This window comes from Enterobacter sp. SLBN-59, assembly GCF_024807915.1.
In the GTDB taxonomy this organism is placed as follows: domain Bacteria; phylum Pseudomonadota; class Gammaproteobacteria; order Enterobacterales; family Enterobacteriaceae; genus Enterobacter; species Enterobacter asburiae_B.
In genome coordinates this window covers 839,307-860,373 of the sequence record NZ_JANUFI010000001.1, presented here as the reverse complement: position 1 = coordinate 860,373, position 21,067 = coordinate 839,307, and the positions used below count along the sequence as shown (strand labels likewise).

At 61.5% G+C, this 21,067-nt stretch carries 3 protein-coding genes and 1 pseudogene; 3 read left to right on the top strand and 1 reads right to left on the bottom strand.

The genetic code is table 11. The features are described from left to right. Window positions 1-11 precede the first annotated feature (11 nt). Complete coding sequence (locus M2422_RS03965) at window positions 12-755, bottom strand: DeoR/GlpR family DNA-binding transcription regulator (protein WP_033145477.1); 744 nt, start codon at window positions 753-755, stop codon at window positions 12-14. Window positions 756-1,493: 738 nt separating this feature from the next. Between M2422_RS03965 and M2422_RS03960 the strand changes: the two genes are divergently transcribed. The 3 genes and pseudogenes from M2422_RS03960 (at window position 1,494) to M2422_RS03955 (ending at window position 20,958) form a co-directional block, all read left to right on the top strand. Then, window positions 1,494-2,831, top strand: a complete 1,338-nt coding sequence (locus M2422_RS03960; RefSeq protein WP_064672466.1) for a TolC family outer membrane protein — start codon at window positions 1,494-1,496, stop codon at window positions 2,829-2,831. Between the two features lie 121 nt (window positions 2,832-2,952). Continuing rightward, window positions 2,953-5,166: pseudogene (locus M2422_RS23915) on the top strand (Ig-like domain-containing protein); the annotation flags it as partial. 108 nt (window positions 5,167-5,274) lie between these two features. Then, complete coding sequence (locus tag M2422_RS03955; RefSeq protein WP_404997312.1) at window positions 5,275-20,958, top strand: Ig-like domain-containing protein; 15,684 nt, start codon at window positions 5,275-5,277, stop codon at window positions 20,956-20,958. Window positions 20,959-21,067: the final 109 nt, after the last annotated feature.

Below are 21,067 nucleotides of genomic sequence, written 5' to 3'. Positions count from 1 at the left end.
CCTTCTCCACGTTAATTCGCGCATACCGTAACCTGCAGTGCGCTATGGTCCCCAAGCTCAGGCCAGGGACGATCTAAAAAGAGTTGTTGAATGCTGGATAACCCGGAAACCAGATACGGTTCGCAGCGGTTAATTTTCAGATGGTCGGCGACAATCCAGTGCGCATGGCTTGCGTCCAGCATCGCGCGTTTCACCTCGGCATCCGCTTCTTTACCGGCGCTCAAACCGAGTTCGGCATGAATGGCGCACGCCCCAAGAATGGCGATATCTGCCCGATAACGGGACAGCAAAGACAGCGTGGCGCTGCCGGCAAACAGTCGCTGCTTGTGGTCCCATTTCCCGCCGAGCAGGATCAGCTCAATGTCTTCCCGGTCGCTAAAATGCTGGGCGATATCCAGCGAGGGGGTAATAACGGTGAGCGGCCCCTGAAGAAAGGTGGCGACGGCCATCACCGTGCTTCCGGCATCCAGAAACAGGGTGGAGCCCGGTGGAACCTGCTGTGCGACCTGTTTACCCAGGCGCTGTTTGGTCTCCGGCAGCAGCGTATTGCGGCCCTGACGGTTCATGGCGGAGAGGTTGAGCGCGATGGCGCCGCCGTGGTTCTTCTGCGCAAGGCCCTGGTTTTCCAGGTCGGTCAGATCCCGACGAATGGTATCCGCCGAAACCTGCAGCTTTTCAGCCAGGTCGGTGATGCTGGCCTGGCCTTGCTCGCTGAGGATATCCAGGACGTAGCGTTGACGAGCGGTTTTGTGCATGGGGTACATTCCTGCAAAATGTCGCAATAGTTTGCATAATACAGCATTTTGACGCAGAGAGAAGGGGAATGTCCTCAGGACGATGTGCGGCGGCGTGATAATTCAGATAGGTGATTATTAAAATTTTATTAAGCAGGTATAAGTAAGCCGTTTTGAATGTTAATCACAATGTTATTGTTATGTTTTATTTGACGATTTGGGTTATGTAACCAGCGTATCGCCATTGAGTGGTGTTAAATGCTGTTTAATAGGGGTTATTCAGGTTTTAATTGCTTTAATTAGTTTTTTAAAAGTTTTTAATTTTAAATATATCCCTTTAGCTACGTAAACTGACACTTCTTTGAAAATCTTTGTGTCTGACTCACGCTGAAATTAACGCAAAAATGTGCACGGAGGGAATTAAGAATTTTCCTTAGATAACAGAGAGTTTATATGTTTCATCTGAAAGGATACTTTTAGAGTTTTGTCCAGAAACCCCATATTTTTTCTTGCTTGTAACACCACATTAACATTGTGGCTGTAGTGGGCTATAACACATTTTGTTATGCTGCTAACCAGTTTAAGAAATAAGTAAATTCTTAATTGAAATAAGATGCGGGCAGATCTCATCTCCGATGGAAATGGGTATGGGGAGTATTACCTGAAATTCAGCAAGGTAGCTAAATAAGATATTTGTCTAATTATCTGTACCTCTTTTTGGGTATTTGCTTGAGTATCACTCAGAGTCAGGGAGATAACATGACGATATTACGAAAGCCTATGTTACATAGATTTACAGCAGCACTGGCATTCATTTCATTAGCCATAAATACGGCTTTCGCCAATAGTAATCAGGTGGGTATTGCCCCGGTGGCAACCACAACCTTAAAAGAAAGTATTCTTTTTGCGATCGATCGCGATCCGTCAATTAGCCAGCAGGCCGCGCAATTAGGTATTGGCCAGGCACAAATAGATGAAGCGCGCAGCGGCTGGATGCCGCAAATATCGTTGAACGGAAGTACGGGGCACAGCCAGACCACCGATTCCAGCGGGTCGCTGAAGAATTCAGCCGCCTGGGGGCTGAGCCTGACGCAGCTGCTGTACGATTTTGGCAAGACCAATAACAGCATCAGCCAGTCCTCCGCCCAGCGCGATAGCTACCGCTATCAGCTGATGGGCACGCTTTCGGACGTGGCGGAAAAAACGGCGCTGAGCTACGTCGAGGTCAAACGCTATTCCGATCTGCTGCAGGCGGCAAAAGATAACGTGCAGGCGCTCAAGAACGTCGAGCAGCTGGCAAAGCTGCGCGCAGACGCGGGCGTGAGTTCGACCTCCGATGAGCTTCAGACCCGCACGCGCATTGCCGGCATGCAGGCGACGGTCGCGCAGTATCGCGCCGCCTTAAACAGCGCGCGCGCCAGGCTTGCGGTATTAACCGGAATGCAGGCAGAGGCCTATTCGCCGATGCCCGCGAATCTTGCCGTGGAGCCGGACTCGCTCAACCGCATCGATTATTCCCTGATACCGGCGGTGATGGCCGCGCAGAACATGGAACGTTCGGCTCAGTATGGCGTGGAAACGGCGAAGTCCCAGCACTGGCCTACGCTAAGCCTGAAGGGGGGGCGCACCCGTTATGAATCGGACAACCGTTCCTACTGGGACGACCAGATACAGCTCAATATCGACGCGCCGCTGTATCAGGGGGGCGCGGTTTCCGCACGCGTTCGGCAGGCGGAAGGCGCACGGGCCATGGCCTCCTCTCAGGTCGATCAGGCGCGTTTCGATGTCCTGCAAAAGGCCTCCGTCGCGCAGGCTGACTGGACCGGCGCGCGGGGACGAATGGAGGCGGGGAAGCAACAGCTGGAAAATGCGCTGCGGGCCCGCGATGTTTATAAAAATGAATACACCCTGAGCAAGCGGAGCATTAACGATCTGCTCAGCGTTGAGCAGGATGTCTGGCAGGCCACCTCAGCGAAAATAATCGCCGAGTATGACGGCTGGAGTTCGGCAATTAATTATGCTTCCGCGGTTGATAATTTAATGCCGCTTATTGGAATAGAGAAAAACGCTGCCGCAAAATTACCCGACTTGAGTTAATAAAAGACGCGCAGTGTTGCGCAAAGTAAGACTGAAAATAATGGGTGTTTTTTCCCAGGGATAGCTACATCCGTCTGGTGGACATATCCACAGGAATCCGTACACCTGCAAGGAGAAGAATATGAGTAACATGAAAGTTGTTGATGTCATCATTCGCAAAACGGCGGAGAAAACGAAATTAACCGGCGAAGGAAATCTGTCGGTCTCTATTTCATCGCCGAGCGTGATTGAAATCCAGGGCTCTGCTCAGGATGTGGCGCGTTATGTCCGCCAGGGTAAAGATCTCCTCATTTATATGAAAGATGGCAGCGTTATTCGCTGCAATAACTATTTTGTCGAAGATCCTGAAACGCATAATCAGTCAGAGCTGGTGTTCAACGATCGTCAGGAACTGACGCATATTTCTTTTGCCGATGCCGGGGAAGCGTCAGGCGCTGCGGTGACCGAGTTAACCGCGCAGGCCACACCGATTAGCAGCATTCAACCTTTCCTCGAGCAGGAAAGTGTTTTAAGCGACGCGCCGTGGGGCTGGATTGCGGGAGCGGCGTTAGGCGGCGGTGCCATCGGGGCACTGCTGGCAAACGGCGGTGACGGCGAAACTAAAACAAAAGTCATTGATAATACAAAAGAAGTTGAAAGCGCCACGCCGACCTTCTTGCTGTCGGATAAAGCGGGTGACAAGCAGGGCGTGCTGAGCGCAAACGAGATCACGGACGACAGCAACCCGACCTTTAGCGGCACCGGTCAGCCGGGCGCGACCATCCAGATCAAAGACAGCAGCGGCAGCACCATTGCCAGCGCCATGGTCGGTAAAGACGGCACCTGGACGGTAATATTACCGACCCAGACGGACGGGGAGCACACCTGGTCAGTCGTGCAGATCGACGGCAGTAAAACCACCTCTGCGGGCAGTATCACCGTGACGGTCTCTACCGCCGACGCCGCCATTACGCTGGCCACCACGGCGGGCGATAACGTGCTGAACGCCAGCGAGCAATCCGCGGGCTTTACGCTTTCCGGTGCCAGCAAAAACCTGGCGCAGGGTACCGCACTCACCGTGACGCTGAACGGCAAAACCTACGCGGCTGAAGTCGGGGCAGACGGCGCGTGGAGTGTTAACGTGCCTGCGGCGGACGCGCAGGCGCTGGGCGACGGTACCTGGACGGTCAACGTGAGCGGTAAAGACGCGGCGGGTAACACCGTCAGCGGAAGCCAGACGATTGGGGTGGATACCACCGCGCCAACCCTCTCTGTCGATACCCTCGCGCAGGACAACATCATTAATGCGGCTGAGCACAGCCAGCCGCTGACCCTGACCGGTAAAACGAATGCGGAAGCCGGTCAGATCGTCACGGTCACGCTGAACGGTAAAAACTATAACGCCACGGTGGGCAGCGACGGCACCTGGTCCGTCACGCTTGATGTGAACGACGTGCAGGCGCTGAGTGAGGGTAATCACACCCTGACGGTTAACGTGAGCGACAAAGCGGGCAACGGCTCGTCCGTGACGGCAGATTTCACGGTGGATACCGCCGCGCCGATCGTCACCATCCATACCGTGGCGGGCGACGATATCCTCAATATCAGCGAGCAGGGCCAGGCGCACATTATTTCCGGCCTGGCGAGCGGTGCCGCCGCGGGCGATGTGGTCACCGTGACGCTTGGCGGCCAGACCTTCACCGGCGTGGTGCTGGCGGACGGCAGCTGGAGCGTGGGCGTTCCGGCGTCCGTGCTGGGCGCGCTGGGTGAAGGCAACCACACGCTTTCGGTTTCCGTCACTGACGCGGCAGGCAACACCGGCAGCGCCACGCACGGCATTACGCTGAGCGGACACCCGCCGGAATTTACGATTGACGCCATCAGCCAGGATAACGTCCTGAATGCCCAGGAGGCGATGCAGCCGCTGAGCCTGACCGGCACCAGCAACCTGCCGGACGGCTCCACCGTCACCGTGACGCTGAACAACGTCAGCTATCAGGCAACCGTCGAAAACGGTATCTGGGCGGTCCAGGTGCCGGTGTCCGACGTCCTGAATCTGGCGAACACGCTTTATACCGTCAGCGTCAGCGGGACCGACAGCGTGGGTAACAGCGGTTCTGCCGAGGCGAATCTGCTGGTGGATACCGTTCTTCCGCAGGTCATTATCAATACGTTTGCGGGCGACAACCTGGTCAATAACGCCGAAGCGGGCGTCGATCAAACCCTCAGCGGTCGCGTTACCGGCGCGGCGGCGGGCGATACCGTCTCCATCACCGCAGGCGGCAAGAGCTACACCGCAACGGTTGGCAGCGACCTGACCTGGAGCGTGAAAATCCCGTCAGCGGATCTTCAGGCGTTCGGCGACGGGGATTTAACCTTCACCGCGTCCATCACCAACGGGCACGGCAATACCGGCACCGGCGAGCGTGATATCAACATCAACGCGGAGCTGCCGGGCCTGCGCGTGAACACCATTTCCGGCGATGACGTGATCAACGCCATCGAACAGCAGCAGGATCTGAGCGTCACCGGCTCCAGCACCCATCTGGCCGCGGGCACGCAGATTGTCGTCACCATCAACAATGTGGAGTACGTCACCGCGGTTAACGCCAGCGGCAGCTGGCAGATCGGCGTTCCGGCGGCGGACCTGCAGGCCTGGACGGCGGGCGGCATGACGGTTAGCGTCAGCGCGGTAGATGCCTGGGGCAATCCCGTTGCGGCTGAACACCCGATTGAACTCGATCTGAACGCCGTGGCGGTCACCATTGATACCGTCTCCGGCGATGACCTGCTGAATGCGGCAGAAAAAGTCAGTGATTTAACCCTTTCCGGCCAGACGCAGGGCGTGGAGGCGGGGCAGACCGTGGTGGTGAAATTCGCCGACCAGACCTTCACCGCGCTGGTGCAGCAGGATGGCTCCTGGAGCCTGACCGTACCCGCCAGCGCCATGGAAACCCTGATCGACGGGCGCGCGCAGGTGAGCGTCAGCGTCACTAACGTCAGCGGCAACAGCGCCGACGCCGCGCGTGTGGTCACGGTGGATACGCAGCCACCGGCGATTACGCTCGATAACCTGACCGCCGACAACATCATCAATGCCGCTGAAGCGCAGCAGGATTTACTGTTAAGCGGCAGCAGCAGTGCGGAACCTGGCCAGACGGTCACCGTGACGCTGAACGGCAAAACGTATCAGACCACGGTTCAGGCGGACGGTACCTGGCAGCTGAGCGTCCCGGCAGCAGACGTGGGTGCCCTGGCGGACGGCATTGTGACCGTGACGGCCACCGTCAGCGACGTGGCGGGCAACGCCAGCAGCGCGGACCGCGTGGGTCTGGTGGACGCAACCGTACCGCAGGTGACGATTAACGACTTTGTCACCAACACCAACACCGTTAACCAGCTCGCCCATTCACAGGCGCAGATCCTGAGCGGCTCCGTCACCGGTGCGGCCGCGGGCGACCTGGTCACCATCACCATTAACAGCGTCGATTACACCACCGTGGTGGATGCGGCGGGGAACTGGAGCCTTGGCCTGCCGGCGTCCGTCGTGCAGGGACTGACTGACGGCACCTGGACCATCGACGTCTCCGTGACCGACAGGTCCGGCAACACCGGAAGCAGTTCGCTGGATGTGGTGGTGAATACCGTGACGCCTGTCATCGGTATCAACACGCTGGCGGCGGACGACGTGATCAACGCGACCGAGAAGGGCGAAGATCTGCTGCTCTCCGGCACCAGCAACCAGCCGGAAGGCACGACCATTACGGTGACCCTGAACGGCATTCAGTACACCGCCACCGCTGACGCCAGCGGTAACTGGAGCGTGACCGTACCGGCCTCCGCCGTAAGCGCGCTGGGAGAAGCCCATTACACCGTGACGGCGAGCGTTACGGATAGCGCAGGCAACAGCGCCTCAACCTCGCACGACGTGCTGGTGGACAGCTCCCTGCCGGTGGTAACGATCGACACGCTGGCGGGCGACAATATCGTTAACGCAGCGGAAGTGGCGGCAGGGCAAACCCTGACCGGTAAGGTGACGAATGCGGCGCCAGGTGACACTGTCACTATTATCCTTGGCGGCCAGACGTACACAGCTACCGTGCAGGACGATCTGACCTGGAGCCTGCCGTTAAGCGAGAGCCAGTTAACCGCGCTCGGCAACGGCGACCTCACCGTATCCGCCAGCGTGACCAACGCGCACGGCAATACCGGCTCTTCTTCTCACGACTTCACCATCGACGCCCAGCTCCCGGGACTGCGTATTGATACCGTGGCGGGTGACGACGTAATTAACGTGATTGAACACGCTCAGAACCTGATTGTATCCGGTACCAGCACCGATCTGGCGGCGGGCAGCGCCGTGACCGTGACCATCAACGGCAAAGATTATTCCGCAACGGTACTGGCGGACGGCACCTGGCAGGCGGCGGTACCGGCGGCCGATGTCTCCCAGTGGGCGGACGGTTCGCTGGATATCAAGGCAAGCGCGCAGGATGCTTCCGGCAACCCGGTGACTATCGGCACCGTTGTGGACGTCGATCTCGCGCCTGTCGCCATCACCATCAGCAGCGTGACCGACGATAACGTGCTCAACGCGGCGGAAAAAGGCCAGGATCTGCTGCTTTCCGGCACCACCTCCAGCGTGGAAGCGGGCCAGACCGTGACTATTACCTTTGCGGGTAAAACCTATACCACTACGGTGGATGCTAACGGCGACTGGACCTGGACCGTTCCGGCAGCCGATTTGAGCGGCCTGAAAGACGGTGACGCCAGCGTGCAGGTATCCATTACCAACGTGAACGGCAACGCCGCGTCTTCGGCGCAGGAGTTCAGCGTCGATACCACCGCGCCAACGGTGACCATCAACACCATCAGCCATGACAATATGCTGAACGCGGCAGAGGCGGCGCAGGATCTGACCCTGAGCGGCACCTCTACTGCCGAAGCGGGCCAGACGGTCACCGTGACCTTCAACGGCAATCAGTACACCGCGCAGGTGCAGGCGGACGGCAGCTGGACGCTCGACGTTCCGGCGGCGGATATGGCAGGCATCGCCGACGGCAGCGCGGCGGTCACGGCGACCGTGTCCGATAAGGCAGGCAACCCGGCCAGCGCGGGCTCCTCGGTGCTGGTCGACACCACCGTACCGCAGATTAGCTTCAACATCGTCGCGGGCGACGACATCGTGAATATTGCCGAGCACGGCCAGGCGCTGATCGTCTCCGGCAAGGTCACGGGCGCGCAGGCGGGTGACGTGATTACCGTGACCCTGAACGGCAAAGACTACACCGCCGTGCTGGACGCGTCCGGCAGCTGGAGCGTGGGCGTTCCGGCGGCGGACGTGGGCGCGCTGGTTAACGGCGAACAGACGATCTCCGCGACACTCACCGATAAAGCCGGTAACAGCACCACCGCTACGCACGAGTTTGACGTTTCCCTGATCGCGCCGGTGGTTGCCATCAATACCCTGGCGGTTGACGACGTGATCAACGCGACCGAGAAAGGCCAGGATCTGCTGGTGTCCGGCACCAGCAACCAGCCGGACGGAACCACCATTACGGTGACCCTGAACGGTATCAGCTATACGGCCACCACCGACGCCAGCGGCAGCTGGAGCATCAGCGTTCCGGCGGCAAACGTCTCCGCGCTGGGCGAAGCGAGCTACGTGGTGACGGCGAGCGTAACCGACGCGGCGGGCAACAGCGCAAGCACCGGCCACAGCGTGCTGGTCGACAGCGCGCTGCCGCAGGTCACCATCAACCCTGTCGCCACGGACGATGTTATTAACGCAGCGGAAGTGGCTGCCGGGCAGACCCTGAGCGGGAAGGTGAGCGGCGCGGCGAGCGGTGACACTGTCACGATTTCAATCGGCGGCAATACCTGGACCGCGACGGTTCAGGACGATCTGAGCTGGTCGGTCAACGTGCCGTCCACGGTCTTAACCGCCATCGGTAACGGCGATCTGACGGTGTCAGCCAGCGTCACCAACGGCCACGGCAACACCGGCACCGGCGAGCGCGAAATCGTGATAGACGCCAACCTGCCGGGCCTGCGCGTCGATACCGTGGCGGGCGACGATGTCATCAACAGCATTGAGCATGCTCAGAACCTGATTATCACCGGCTCCAGCGAGGGCCTGGCAACGGGCGCGGCGTTAACGGTGACCGTCAACGGCAAAACCTATGCGGCGACCGTACTGGCGGACGGCACCTGGACGGCTGCCATTCCGGCGGCAGACGTCAGCGCGCTGAATGCGGGCACGATTGCCGTGACCGTGGAAGGCCAGAGCGCGGCGGGCAATCCGGTTTCCATCAGCCACGACGTGAAGGTGGATCTGGCGGCAGTCGCCATCAGCATTAACCCGATTGCCTCGGACGACGTAATCAACGCGGCGGAGAAAGGCGCGGACCTGGTGCTGTCCGGCTCGACCTCCAACGTGGAAGAAAACCAGACCGTCACCATTACCTTCGGCGGCAAGTCGTACACCGCGACGGTCGATGCCAGCGGCAACTGGACGGCGACCGTACCGTCTGCTGATTTGGGCAGCCTGAAAGACGGCGATGCCAGCGTGCAGGTGAGCGTCACCAACGTGAACGGCAACGGCGCGTCGGCGGGCCGCGAGTACAGCGTGGACGCGACCGCGCCGACGGTATCTATTGAGATCGTCAGCGACAACAACATCATCAATGCTGCCGAAGCGCAGCAGGATCTGGTCGTTAACGGCGTGACCAACGCCGAAGCGGGCCAGACCGTCACCGTGACGCTGAACGGCGTGGACTACACCACCACCGTGCAGGCAAACGGCAGCTGGAGCGTGACCGTGCCGTCCGCGGATCTGAGCGGTATTACCGACGGCAACTACACCATCAGCGCCGCCGTGTCTGATAAGGCGGGCAACCCGGCCTCAGCGGATCGCGACGTGCTGGTCGATACCACCGTCCCGCAGCTGACCATCCACACCGTTTCTGACGACGACGTGATCAACAGCGCCGAGCATGCGCAGGCACTGATTGTCACGGGTTCCGTGACCGGTGCGGCGGCGGGCGATGTGGTCACCGTCACCCTCAACGGCAAATCGTACACCGCCACCCTGGATGCCTCAGGCAACTGGAGCGTGGGCGTGCCTGCGGCGGACGTTACCGCCCTGGCCGCAGGGGATTACACCATCACCGCGGCGCTGACCGATAAAGCGGGCAACAGCAACAGCGCCACGCACGGCGTGGAGGTGAACCTGACCGCGCCGGTGCTGACCATTGACACCGTTTCCGGTGACGATGCGATCAACAACGCCGAGAAAACCCAGGATCTGACGATCTCCGGTACGGCTTCCGGCCTGGCGGCAGGCGCGGTGGTGACCGTGATGCTGAACGGCAAAGCGTACAGCGCGCAGGTGGACGATAACGGAAAATGGACGACTACCGTTCCGGCGAACGAGGTCGGTCAGCTGGGCGAGGCGCTTTATACCGTCACCGCCTCAGCAACGGACAGCGTCGGCAACAATACCAGCGCGTCGCACACCGTGAACGTGGAATCCGTTCTGCCGGGCGTGATTGTTAACACCATTGCAGGTGACGACGTGATTAACGCGGCGGAGCTGGCAGCCGGGCAGACCATCAGCGGTAAGGTGGTGAATGCCGAAGCGGGCAACACCGTGACCGTGACCATTGGCGGCAACAGCTACACCGCCACGGTGCAGAGCGATCTCACCTGGTCCGTTAACGTGCCGGAATCCGTGCTGACCGCGCTGGGCAACGGTGATTTGACGGTGTCGGCCAGCGTCACGAACGGCGTGGGCAATAGCGGAACGGGCGAGCGCGAAATCGTGATAGACGCTAACCTGCCGGGCCTGCGCGTGGATACCGTGGCGGGTGACGACGTGATCAACAGCATCGAACACGGGCAGAATCTGATTATCACCGGCTCCAGCGACGGGCTGGCGGCTGGCGCGGCGCTGACCGTGACCGTAAACGGCAAAACCTATCCGGCAACCGTGCTGGCGGACGGCACCTGGAGCGCGGCGATCCCGGCGGCGGACGTGGGTGCGCTGGCCGCAGGCACGGCTACCGTGACCGTATCGGGCCAGAGCAGCGCCGGTAACCCGGTCTCCATCAGCCACGATGTGACGGTGGATCTGGCGAGCGTTGCCATTAGCATTGATGCCATCGCCACCGACGACGTGATTAACGCGGCCGAGAAGGGCGCGGATCTGGTGCTCTCCGGCACCACCTCGAACGTGGAAGCAAACCAGACCGTTACCATTACCTTTGGCGGCAAGAACTACACCGCCACGGTGGACGCCGACGGCAAATGGACAGCTACCGTGCCGTCTGCGGATCTGGCGGGCCTGAAAGACGGCGACGCCAGCGTGCAGGTGAGCGTCACCAACGTCAACGGCAACAGCGCCTCGGCGGGCCGCGAGTACAGCGTGGATGCGACCGCGCCGTCCGTGACCATCAATACCCTGGCGACCGACGACATTCTGAACGCCGCCGAAGCGAAGAGCGATCTGACCGTATCCGGCACCACCACCGCCGAAGCGGGCCAGACGGTCACCGTATCGCTGAACGGCAAAGACTACACCACAACCGCAGGCGCGGACGGCAGCTGGACGCTGAACGTTCCGGCGGCGGATCTGGCAGGACTCACCGACGGCAGCGTGATCGTCACCGCATCGGTCAGCGATAAAGCGGGTAACCCGGCGTCCGTGGATCACAACCTGGCGGTAGATATCACCGCGCCTGCGGTGACCATTAATACCGTTGCGGGCGACGATGTCATTAACCTCGCAGAGCACGGCCAGGCGCAGATCATCAGCGGCACCGCCACCGGCGCGGCAGCGGGTGATAAGGTGACCGTCACCATCGGCGGCCAGACTTACACCACCGTGCTGGACGCGGCGGGGAACTGGAGCGTGGGCGTACCGGCCAGCGTGATTTCCGGCCTCAGCGACGGCACCGTAACCGTAACGGCGTCAGTCACCGACGCGGCGGGCAACACCGGCACCGGCACGCATAACGTGACCGTCGATACCGGTCTGCCATCGGTGGCCTTCAACGCCATCAGCGATGACAACGTACTGAACGCCGTTGAAAAAGGTCAGGATCTGAGCGTCAGCGGCACCAGCGCCAACCTCGCGGAAGGCACCGTGGTGACCGTGACCCTCAACGGCAAAAACTATACGGCGACGACCGCGGCAGACGGCACCTGGAGCCTGACCGTTCCGGCTGCGGATCTGGCCGGTCTCGGCCAGGCCAATTACACCCTGAACGCGACCGCCACCAACGGCGTGGGCAACAGCGTGAGCAACACCGCGAACCTGCTGGTCGATACCGCGCTGCCGACCGTCACCATCAACACCGTGGCGGGCGACAACGTCATCAACGCGGCGGAAGTGGCGGCAGGCCAGACTCTGAGCGGCACCGTGGCGAACGCCGAAGCGGGCAACACGGTAACCGTGACTATCGGCGGCAACAGCTACACCGCAACGGTGCAGAACGACTTCACCTGGTCCGTGAACGTGCCGTCTGACGTGCTGACCGCGCTGGGCAACGGCAGCCTGAGCGTAACGGCGACCGTCACCAACGGCCACGGCAACACCGGCACCGGCGAGCGCGAAATCGCTATCGACGCTAACCTGCCGGGCCTGCGCGTCGACACCGTCGCGGGTGATGACGTGATCAACACCATCGAACACGCGCAGAACCTGATCGTCACCGGCTCCAGCGACGGGCTGGCGGCAGGCACGGCGCTGACCGTCACCGTCAACGGTAAAGACTATGCGGCCACGGTGCTGGCGGACGGCACCTGGAGCGCGGCGATCCCGTCCACCGACGTGAGCGCGTGGCCGGAAGGCACCGTCAAAATCAGCGTGACCGGCGACAGCTCTGCGGGCAATCCGATCACCATCACTCACGACGTGACGGTGGATCTGGCGACCGTTGCCATCAGCATCAACGCCATCGCCACCGACGACGTGATTAACGCGGCGGAGAAGGGCGCGGATCTAGTGCTGTCCGGTGCGACCACCAACGTGGAAGCCGGGCAGACCGTGACCATCAGCCTGAACGGCAAAATCTATAGCGCGACAGTAGACGACAGCGGTAACTGGACCTACACCGTACCGTCTGCGGACCTGGTACACCTCAGGGACGGTGACGCCAGCGTGCAGGTGAGCGTCACCAACGTGAACGGCAACAGCGCTTCGGCAGGCCGCGAGTACAGCGTGGATGCAACCGCGCCGTCCGTGACCATTCATACCCTGGCGGCTGACGATATTCTGAACGCCGCAGAAGCGCAGTCCGATCTGACCGTATCCGGCACCACCACCGCCGAAGCAGGCCAGACCGTGACCGTGACGCTGAACGGCAAAGACTACACCACAACCGCAGACGCGGACGGCAGCTGGACGCTGAGCGTTCCGGCGGCGGATCTGGCATCGCTCGGCGACGGCAGCGTCACCGTGACGGCGAGCGTCAGCGACAAGGCGGGCAACCCGGCGTCGGCGGATCGCAATCTGACGGTGGACGTGACCGTGCCTGCGGTGACCATCAACACCGTGGCGGGCGATGACGTCATTAACCTCGCAGAACACAGCCAGGCGCATATCGTCAGCGGCACCGCCACCGGCGCGGCAGCGGGCGATAAGGTCACCGTTACGATTGGTGGCCAGACTTACACCACCGTGCTGGACGCGGCGGGGAACTGGAGCGTGGGCGTACCGGCCAGCGTGATTTCCGGCCTCAGCGACGGCACCGTGACCGTCACTGCGTCAGTCACCGACGCGGCGGGCAACACCGGCACCGGCAGCCATAACGTGACCGTCGATACCGGCCTGCCGTCCGTGGCGTTCAACGCCATCAGCGGCGATAACGTGCTGAACGCGGTGGAGAAAGGTCAGGACCTGAGCGTCAGCGGCACCAGCGCCAACCTGGCGGAAGGCACCGTGGTGACCGTGACCCTCAACGGCAAAAACTACACTGCAACGACGGCGGCGGACGGCACCTGGAGCCTGACGGTTCCGGCAGCGGATCTGGCCGGTCTCGGCCAGGCCAATTACACCCTGAACGCGACCACCACCAACGGCGTGGGCAACAGCGTCAGCAACACGGCGACCCTGCTGGTCGATACCGCGCTGCCGACCGTCACCATCAACACCGTGGCGGGCGATAACGTCATCAACGCGGCGGAAGTGGCCGCAGGCCAGACCATCAGCGGTAAGGTAGCGAACGCGGAGGCGGGCAACACGGTAACCGTGACTATCGGCGGCAACAGCTACACCGCAACGGTGCAGAGCGATCTCACCTGGTCCGTGAACGTGCCGGAATCCGTCCTGACGGCGCTGGGCAACGGTGACCTGACGGTGTCAGCATCCGTCACCAACGGCCACGGCAATACCGGCGTGGGCGAGCGCGAAATCACTATCGACGCCAGCCTGCCGGGACTGCGCATTGATACCGTGGCGGGCGACGATGTGATCAACAGCATCGAGCACGGGCAGAATCTGATCGTTACCGGCTCCAGCGACGGGCTGGCGGCAGGCACCACGCTCACCGTGACCGTCAACGGCAAAACCTATGCGGCCTCCGTGCTGGCAGACGGCACATGGAGCGCGGCGATCCCGGCGGCGGACGTTAGCGCGCTGAATGCGGGCACGGTCACCGTGACCGTTGCAGGCCAGAGCGCGGCGGGCAACCCGGTGACCATCAGCCATGACGTGACCGTCGATCTGTCAGCGGTGGCTATCAGCATCGATGCGATTGCCACCGACGACGTGATTAACGCGGCGGAGAAAGGCGCGGATCTGGTGCTGTCCGGCAGCACCTCGAACGTAGAGGAAAACCAGACCGTTACCGTCATCTTCGGCGGCAAGACGTACACCGCGAAAGTCGATGCCGACGGTAACTGGACGGCCACCGTGCCGTCTGCGGATCTCGCGGGCCTTAAAGACGGCGATGCCGGCGTGCAGGTGAGCGTCACCAACGCGCACGGCAACAGCGCCTCGGCGGGCCGCGAGTACAGCGTGGACGCCACCGCGCCAGCCGTGAGCATCGATACGGTCGCAGGCGATAACGTGATTAACGCCAGCGAAGCGGCTGCGGGCGTGGCCATTTCCGGCACCACCACGGCGGAAGTCGGTCAGACGGTCACCGTGACGCTGGGCGGGAAGAGCTATACCGCGCAGGTGCAGCAGGGCGGTATCTGGAGCGTGAACGTGCCGGGCACAGACCTGTCCGCACTGGCGGATAACGGCTACACCGTGCAGGTCAGCGTGAGCGACGCCGCGGGTAACCCGGGCAGCGCGGGCAAAGCGATTACGCTTGATACCACGCCGCCGACCGTCAGCTTTAACGCCGTCGCGGGCGATGACGTCATCAACAGCGTGGAGCACGGGCAGGCGCAGATCGTCAGCGGCACGGCAACCGGCGCGAGCGTCGGCGATAAGCTGGTCATCACCATCGGTTCGAACCAGTACACCACCACCGTTGACGCCAGCGGTAACTGGAGCGTGGGCGTGCCGGCCAGCGTGATTTCCGCGCTGACCGACGGCACCGTGACCCTCAGCGCGACGATTACCGACAGCGCGGGCAACAGCAGCACCCAGACCCACGACGTGGTAGTGAACACGGCCTCCGTGGCGCTGACCATCAATACCCTCAGCGGCGATGACGTCATCAACGCGGCTGAAGCCGGTTCGCCACTGGTGATTAACGGCTCCAGCGCCCAGTTCGCCAGCGGGACGCAGGTCACCGTGACGCTGAACGGCAAGAGCTATACGGCCACCATCCAGAGCGACGGCAGCTGGACGACCACCGTTCCGGCCGCCGACGTGGGCGCCCTGGCCGATGGCGCGAGCTACCAGGTGTCCGTCTCGGCACAGGACAGCGCGGGCAACAGCGCGTCGGCGACGCACGGCATCAGCGTGGATGCCACCGCGCCGGTCGTGAGCATTGCGACGCTGTCGGGTGACGACATGCTGAACGCGCTTGAAGCGCAGCAGCCGCTGACCGTGCACGGATCTTCCAGCGCGGAGGCGGGCCAGACCGTCACCGTGACGCTGGGCGGCAAAACCTACACTGCCACCGTCGCGAACGACGGGACGTGGACGCTGGATGTTCCGGCAGCCGATCTGGCCGCGCTGAGCCAGGGCGCGCTGACGGTGACCGCCTCGGTCAACGATAAAGCGGGTAATAACGGCCAGACCACGCACACCTTAACGGTCGATACCGTCGCGCCAAGCGTGACCATCAGCACCGTGGCCGATGACGATATCGTCAACAACGCGGAGCAGCTGGCGGGCCAGACCATCAGCGGCACCACTACGGCGGAACAGGGCCAGACGGTGACCGTCTCCTTCAACGGGCACAGCTATCAGGCGACCGTCGGGGCGGACGGATCCTGGTCGGTCTTCGTGCCGGGCCGTGATTTCCTCGGCCTGAGCGACGGGGATTACACCATCACCGCTTCGGTAAGCGACAGGGCGGGCAACCCGGGCAGCGCGACGCACGACGTGACGCTGAACGGCGATGTCCCAACCATCACCATCAACACCTTTGCGCAGGACGATATCGTCAACGCCGCCGAGCACGGCACGCCGCTGGTCGTCAGCGGCACCACCGACGCCCCGGCGGGCCAGACGGTGACCATCACGCTGAACGGTAAAACCTACACGGCGACCGTCCAGAATGACGGCAGCTGGAGCTATACGGTCGGCAGCGCAGACGTGACCGCGCTGGCGGACGGCGGTTCGTACGTCATTAACGCGCAGGTCAGCAACACCATCGGCAACAGCGGCAGCGATAACCACACCGTCACCGTGGATCTCACCGCGCCGTCGATGGGCATCAGCATTGATTCGCTGCAAAACGACACCGGCCTGAGCGCGAGTGATTTCATCACCAACGATAGCCAGGTGGTGGTCAACGGCTCGCTGACCGCGCAGCTCGGCAATAACGAGAAGGCGCAGATCAGCCTTGACGGCGGCACCACCTGGATTGACCTGACCGTGACCGGCACCACCTGGCGCTACACCGATGGCCGCACCCTGACGGACGGTACGTATCAGTATCAGGTGCGCGTTATCGATAACGCGGGCAACGTGGGGGCGACGGACAGCCAGGACGTGGTGATCGATCAGACGAAGCCTGTGGCGACGACGATTACGGTGGATTCCATCACCCAGGATACGGGTCTGTCCGGCAGCGACTTTATCACCAGCGACAGCCAGATCAGCCTGAAAGGGACGCTCGGCGCGGCGCTGGGCAGCGGCGACCACGCGCAGATCAGCCTCGACGGCGGCGTTACCTGGACAGACGTCAGCGTCAGCGGCCTGAGCTGGACCTATGTCGATGGCCGCACGTTGGCCGACGGGGATTACAACTACCAGCTGCGCGTGATTGACGACGCGGGCAATATCAGCGCCACCGCCAGCCAGGTGGTGACCATTGATACGGTTGCGCCGGACGCCAGCAAAACGATCGCCATCGACAGCATCAGCGACGATACCGGCCTGAGCAGCAGCGACTTTATCACCAACGATACGTCCCTGACGCTGCACGGCTCGCTCGGCGCGACGCTGGCCGACGGCGAATATGCCCAGATCAGCATCGACGGCGGCGTCACCTGGCAGAACGTGATTGTCACCGGCAACAGCTGGTACTACGTCGATAGCCGCACGCTGGGTAACCAGACCTATGACTACTACGTTCGCGTGGTGGATGCGGCGGGCAACGTGGGGGCCAGCGCCCATCAGCAGGTGACCGTCGATACGGTCGCCCCGGATGCGGCGATTACGGTGACCGTGGATAACATTACCGTGGATACCGGCTTCGACAATAACGACTTCCTGACCAGTTCGACCTCGTACACGCTGCACGGAACGCTCGGCGCAGAGCTGGGCGCGGGTGAATTCGTGCAGGTGAGCATGGACGGCGGCAGCACCTGGGTGTACGCCACCGTCAGCGGTACGCAGTGGAGCTACAGCGACACGCGTACCCTGACCGACGGCAGCCATAACTACCAGGTGCGGGTCGTCGACCAGGCGGGGAATGTCGGGGCAACCACCTCGCAGGCGGTGACGGTGGATACGCAGGCGCCGCAGTACGGCGTCACCATCGACAGCATCAGCGAAGATACCGGCCAGTCCGGGAGTGATTTCATCACCATGGACACCACGCTGACCATCAACGGTTCACTGGGCAGCGCGCTGGCAAACGACGAGCGCGTACAGATCAGCCTGGACGGCGGGAACACCTGGTCAGATGCCACGGTCACCAACCAGCGCTGGAGCTACACCGATACCCGCGATCTGGCTGACGGGGACTACACCTACCAGGTGAGGATTATCGACCAGGCGGGCAACGTCGGCTCCACCGCCTCTCAGGTGGTGACGGTGGACACCACGCCGCCAGCCACCGTAGGCACGGTAGTGAGCTATACCGACGGCGAAGGCGAGCGTCAGGGGACCTTTGGCAGCGCGGTGGCAACGGACGATAACTCGCCGCTGATCAACGGTACGCTTAACCGCGCCCCGGACGACGGTGAAATTGTGCAGCTCTACCGTGACGGGGTCCTGCTCGGCCAGGTGACCATGAACGGCAGCGCAAGCTGGTCCTTCCAGGACAACGGCCTGAGCGACGGCAACCACACCTACATTGTGCGCGTCACCGACAGGGCAGGTAACTACACGGAATCGGACGGCTTTGTGCTGAACGTTGATACCAGCATCCCGACCACCACGGCGGCGATTACCGCGCAGACCACGTCGGACACCACGCCGATTGTCAGCGGTACCGTCTCCGCTGATCTGGTGAACGGTGAATACCTGGTGGTAACGGTAAACGGAAAAACCTACACCTCCCAGACTGGCGGTGCGGTGGTGGTCGATCCGGATCACAACACCTGGTATCTGCAGATCCCGGACGGCGATGCGCTGAGCGTGTCGAGCTACAGCGTGACGGCGCAGGTGAAGAGCAGCGCGGGTAACGGTAATACCACCGGTACGGCGACCGGCAGCCTGGTGATTGATACCACCTCGGTGAATACCGACTGGGCAACCACGGCGGGGAACAGCAACAACTCCACCATGACCCTCGGCATGAACAGCAGCGGTCTGTGGAATATCATTGCTAACGGCCAGTCATACTCCAGCAGCGATAGCTCGACCTATGCCGGAAATGCGCTGACCAACACCCGCGGCTATTACGTGGTGAGCCAGACCGCCGCCGACTTTGACCGTAACGGCACGCAGGATATCTTCGCGACGGAAAATACCTACGCCGGGTCAACGCAGGTGATGTGGACCTACGATGGCAGCACCTATAACGCCAGCCAGCTGGCGATGGGCACCACCATCTGGTACGGCGGCGTGATTGCCTACGACAAAACCGGCGATGGCTATCTGGATCTGGCGTACGGTGATGCCGGCATGGACTCACTGACCTACCTGGTGAACAACAACGGCGTTCTGTCGCCGGACGGCACCGGTGGCGAAGGCGGTTTCTACGGCCAGTTCGATTCCGGGCGTGAAATCTCCGGCGTCGACCTGAACAACGACGGCACGGTGGATATCGTTCAGCACACCAACCGTAGCGGCGCGTACTCGTTAACCGTGATCAACAACAACGGTAACGGCACGCTCTCTATCGGTCAGAACCTGACGAACGTGTTTGTGGCAAACGCCTCGAATACCACCACGGCGGCGTCCATGACGTGGGCGGACTTCAACGGCGATGGCTACATGGATCTGTACCTGGGCAGCAGCTACAACAACAACGGCGGGGTGATCTACTACAACGACGGTACCGGGAAGCTCTCTGCCACCAAGAGCGCGGTGGAAGCCTCTAACGCCACGGCGGGGTATCTGTCGGTGGCGGTGGACTGGAACGGTGACGGGCAGATGGACATCATCAAGCTCAGCACCTACGGCGGCTCGCAGACGGCAACGCTGTTTACCAACAACGGCTACGGTTCCACCTGGACCTCCAGCCAGCTGGCTTCCGGCCTGGCGAACGTTACCGGTGTGGCCGCAGTCGACTACAACTGGGACGGCGCGCAGGATCTGCTGGTCTCTCAGCAGAACGGCAAGGTGGTGCTGGTGCAAAACAGCAAAACCATTGCTGACGGCACCGCGATGCACCTGCACATTGTCGACAGCGAGGGCATCAACGCCTACTACGGCAACACGGTCAATCTGTACAACGCCGCGGGCGTGCTGGTGGCCTCGCAGATCATCAACGCCCAGTCCGGTATCGGGTCGAACGATACTTCTGCGCTGGTGAGCTTCTACGGGCTGGATCCGAATGAAACCTATTCGGCCGAAATCCTGAAGATCACCAACGGCGTGTCGGATAACGTTACCTGGAGCGGTCTGGAAGCGGGCAACGGCAAAGAGGGCTACGTCCTGACGGCCGAAGCCGCCACCGGCGGCCACAGCGGGACCATAACCGGGACCGGGTATAACGACACCTTTATCGCAGAGAACGGCACCTATACCTACAACGGCTCCGGCGGCTGGAATACCCATTCCGACTACGACACCTGGAGCAACACCGGCGGGATGGACGTGGTGGATTACCGCAATGCGACCTCCGGCGTGACCGTTGATTTGCGCCTTTCTACCGCGCAGGACACCGGGTTCGGAACGTCACGACTGCTCAACATTGAGGGGATCAACGGCTCGAACTTCGACGACGTCATTACCGGCAACAGCGGTGATAACCGGTTCGAAGGCCGCGGCGGGAACGACACCTTCAACATCGGCAGCGGCGGTCACGATACGTTGCTCTACAAGCTGATCAACGCCTCGGATGCAACGGGCGGTAACGGTCACGACGTGGTGAACGGCTTTACGGTCGGCACATGGGAAGGGACCGCGGACACGGATCGCATTGATCTGCGCGATCTGCTCTCCGGCAGCGGCTATACCGGCACGGGCTCGGCAAGCTACGTGAACGGCGTCGCCACCCTGGACAGCAGCGCGGGCAATATCAGCGATTATATCCGCGTGGTGCAGAACGGCAGCAATACCGAGATCCAGGTTGACCTGGACGGTACCGGCGGTCAGTTCTCGCCAACCACGCTGGTGACCCTGAACGGCGTGCAGACGGATCTGGCGACGCTGCTGGCGAACCATCAGCTGTTAATTGCGTAAACCAACGCCGCGGGGAGCGATCCCCGCGGCCTTTTGCGTTTCTTTACATGAATAGCCATAACCCTATATTTCACATGATTATTTTGCGGGCTCGTTTAGAAAGCGTTCG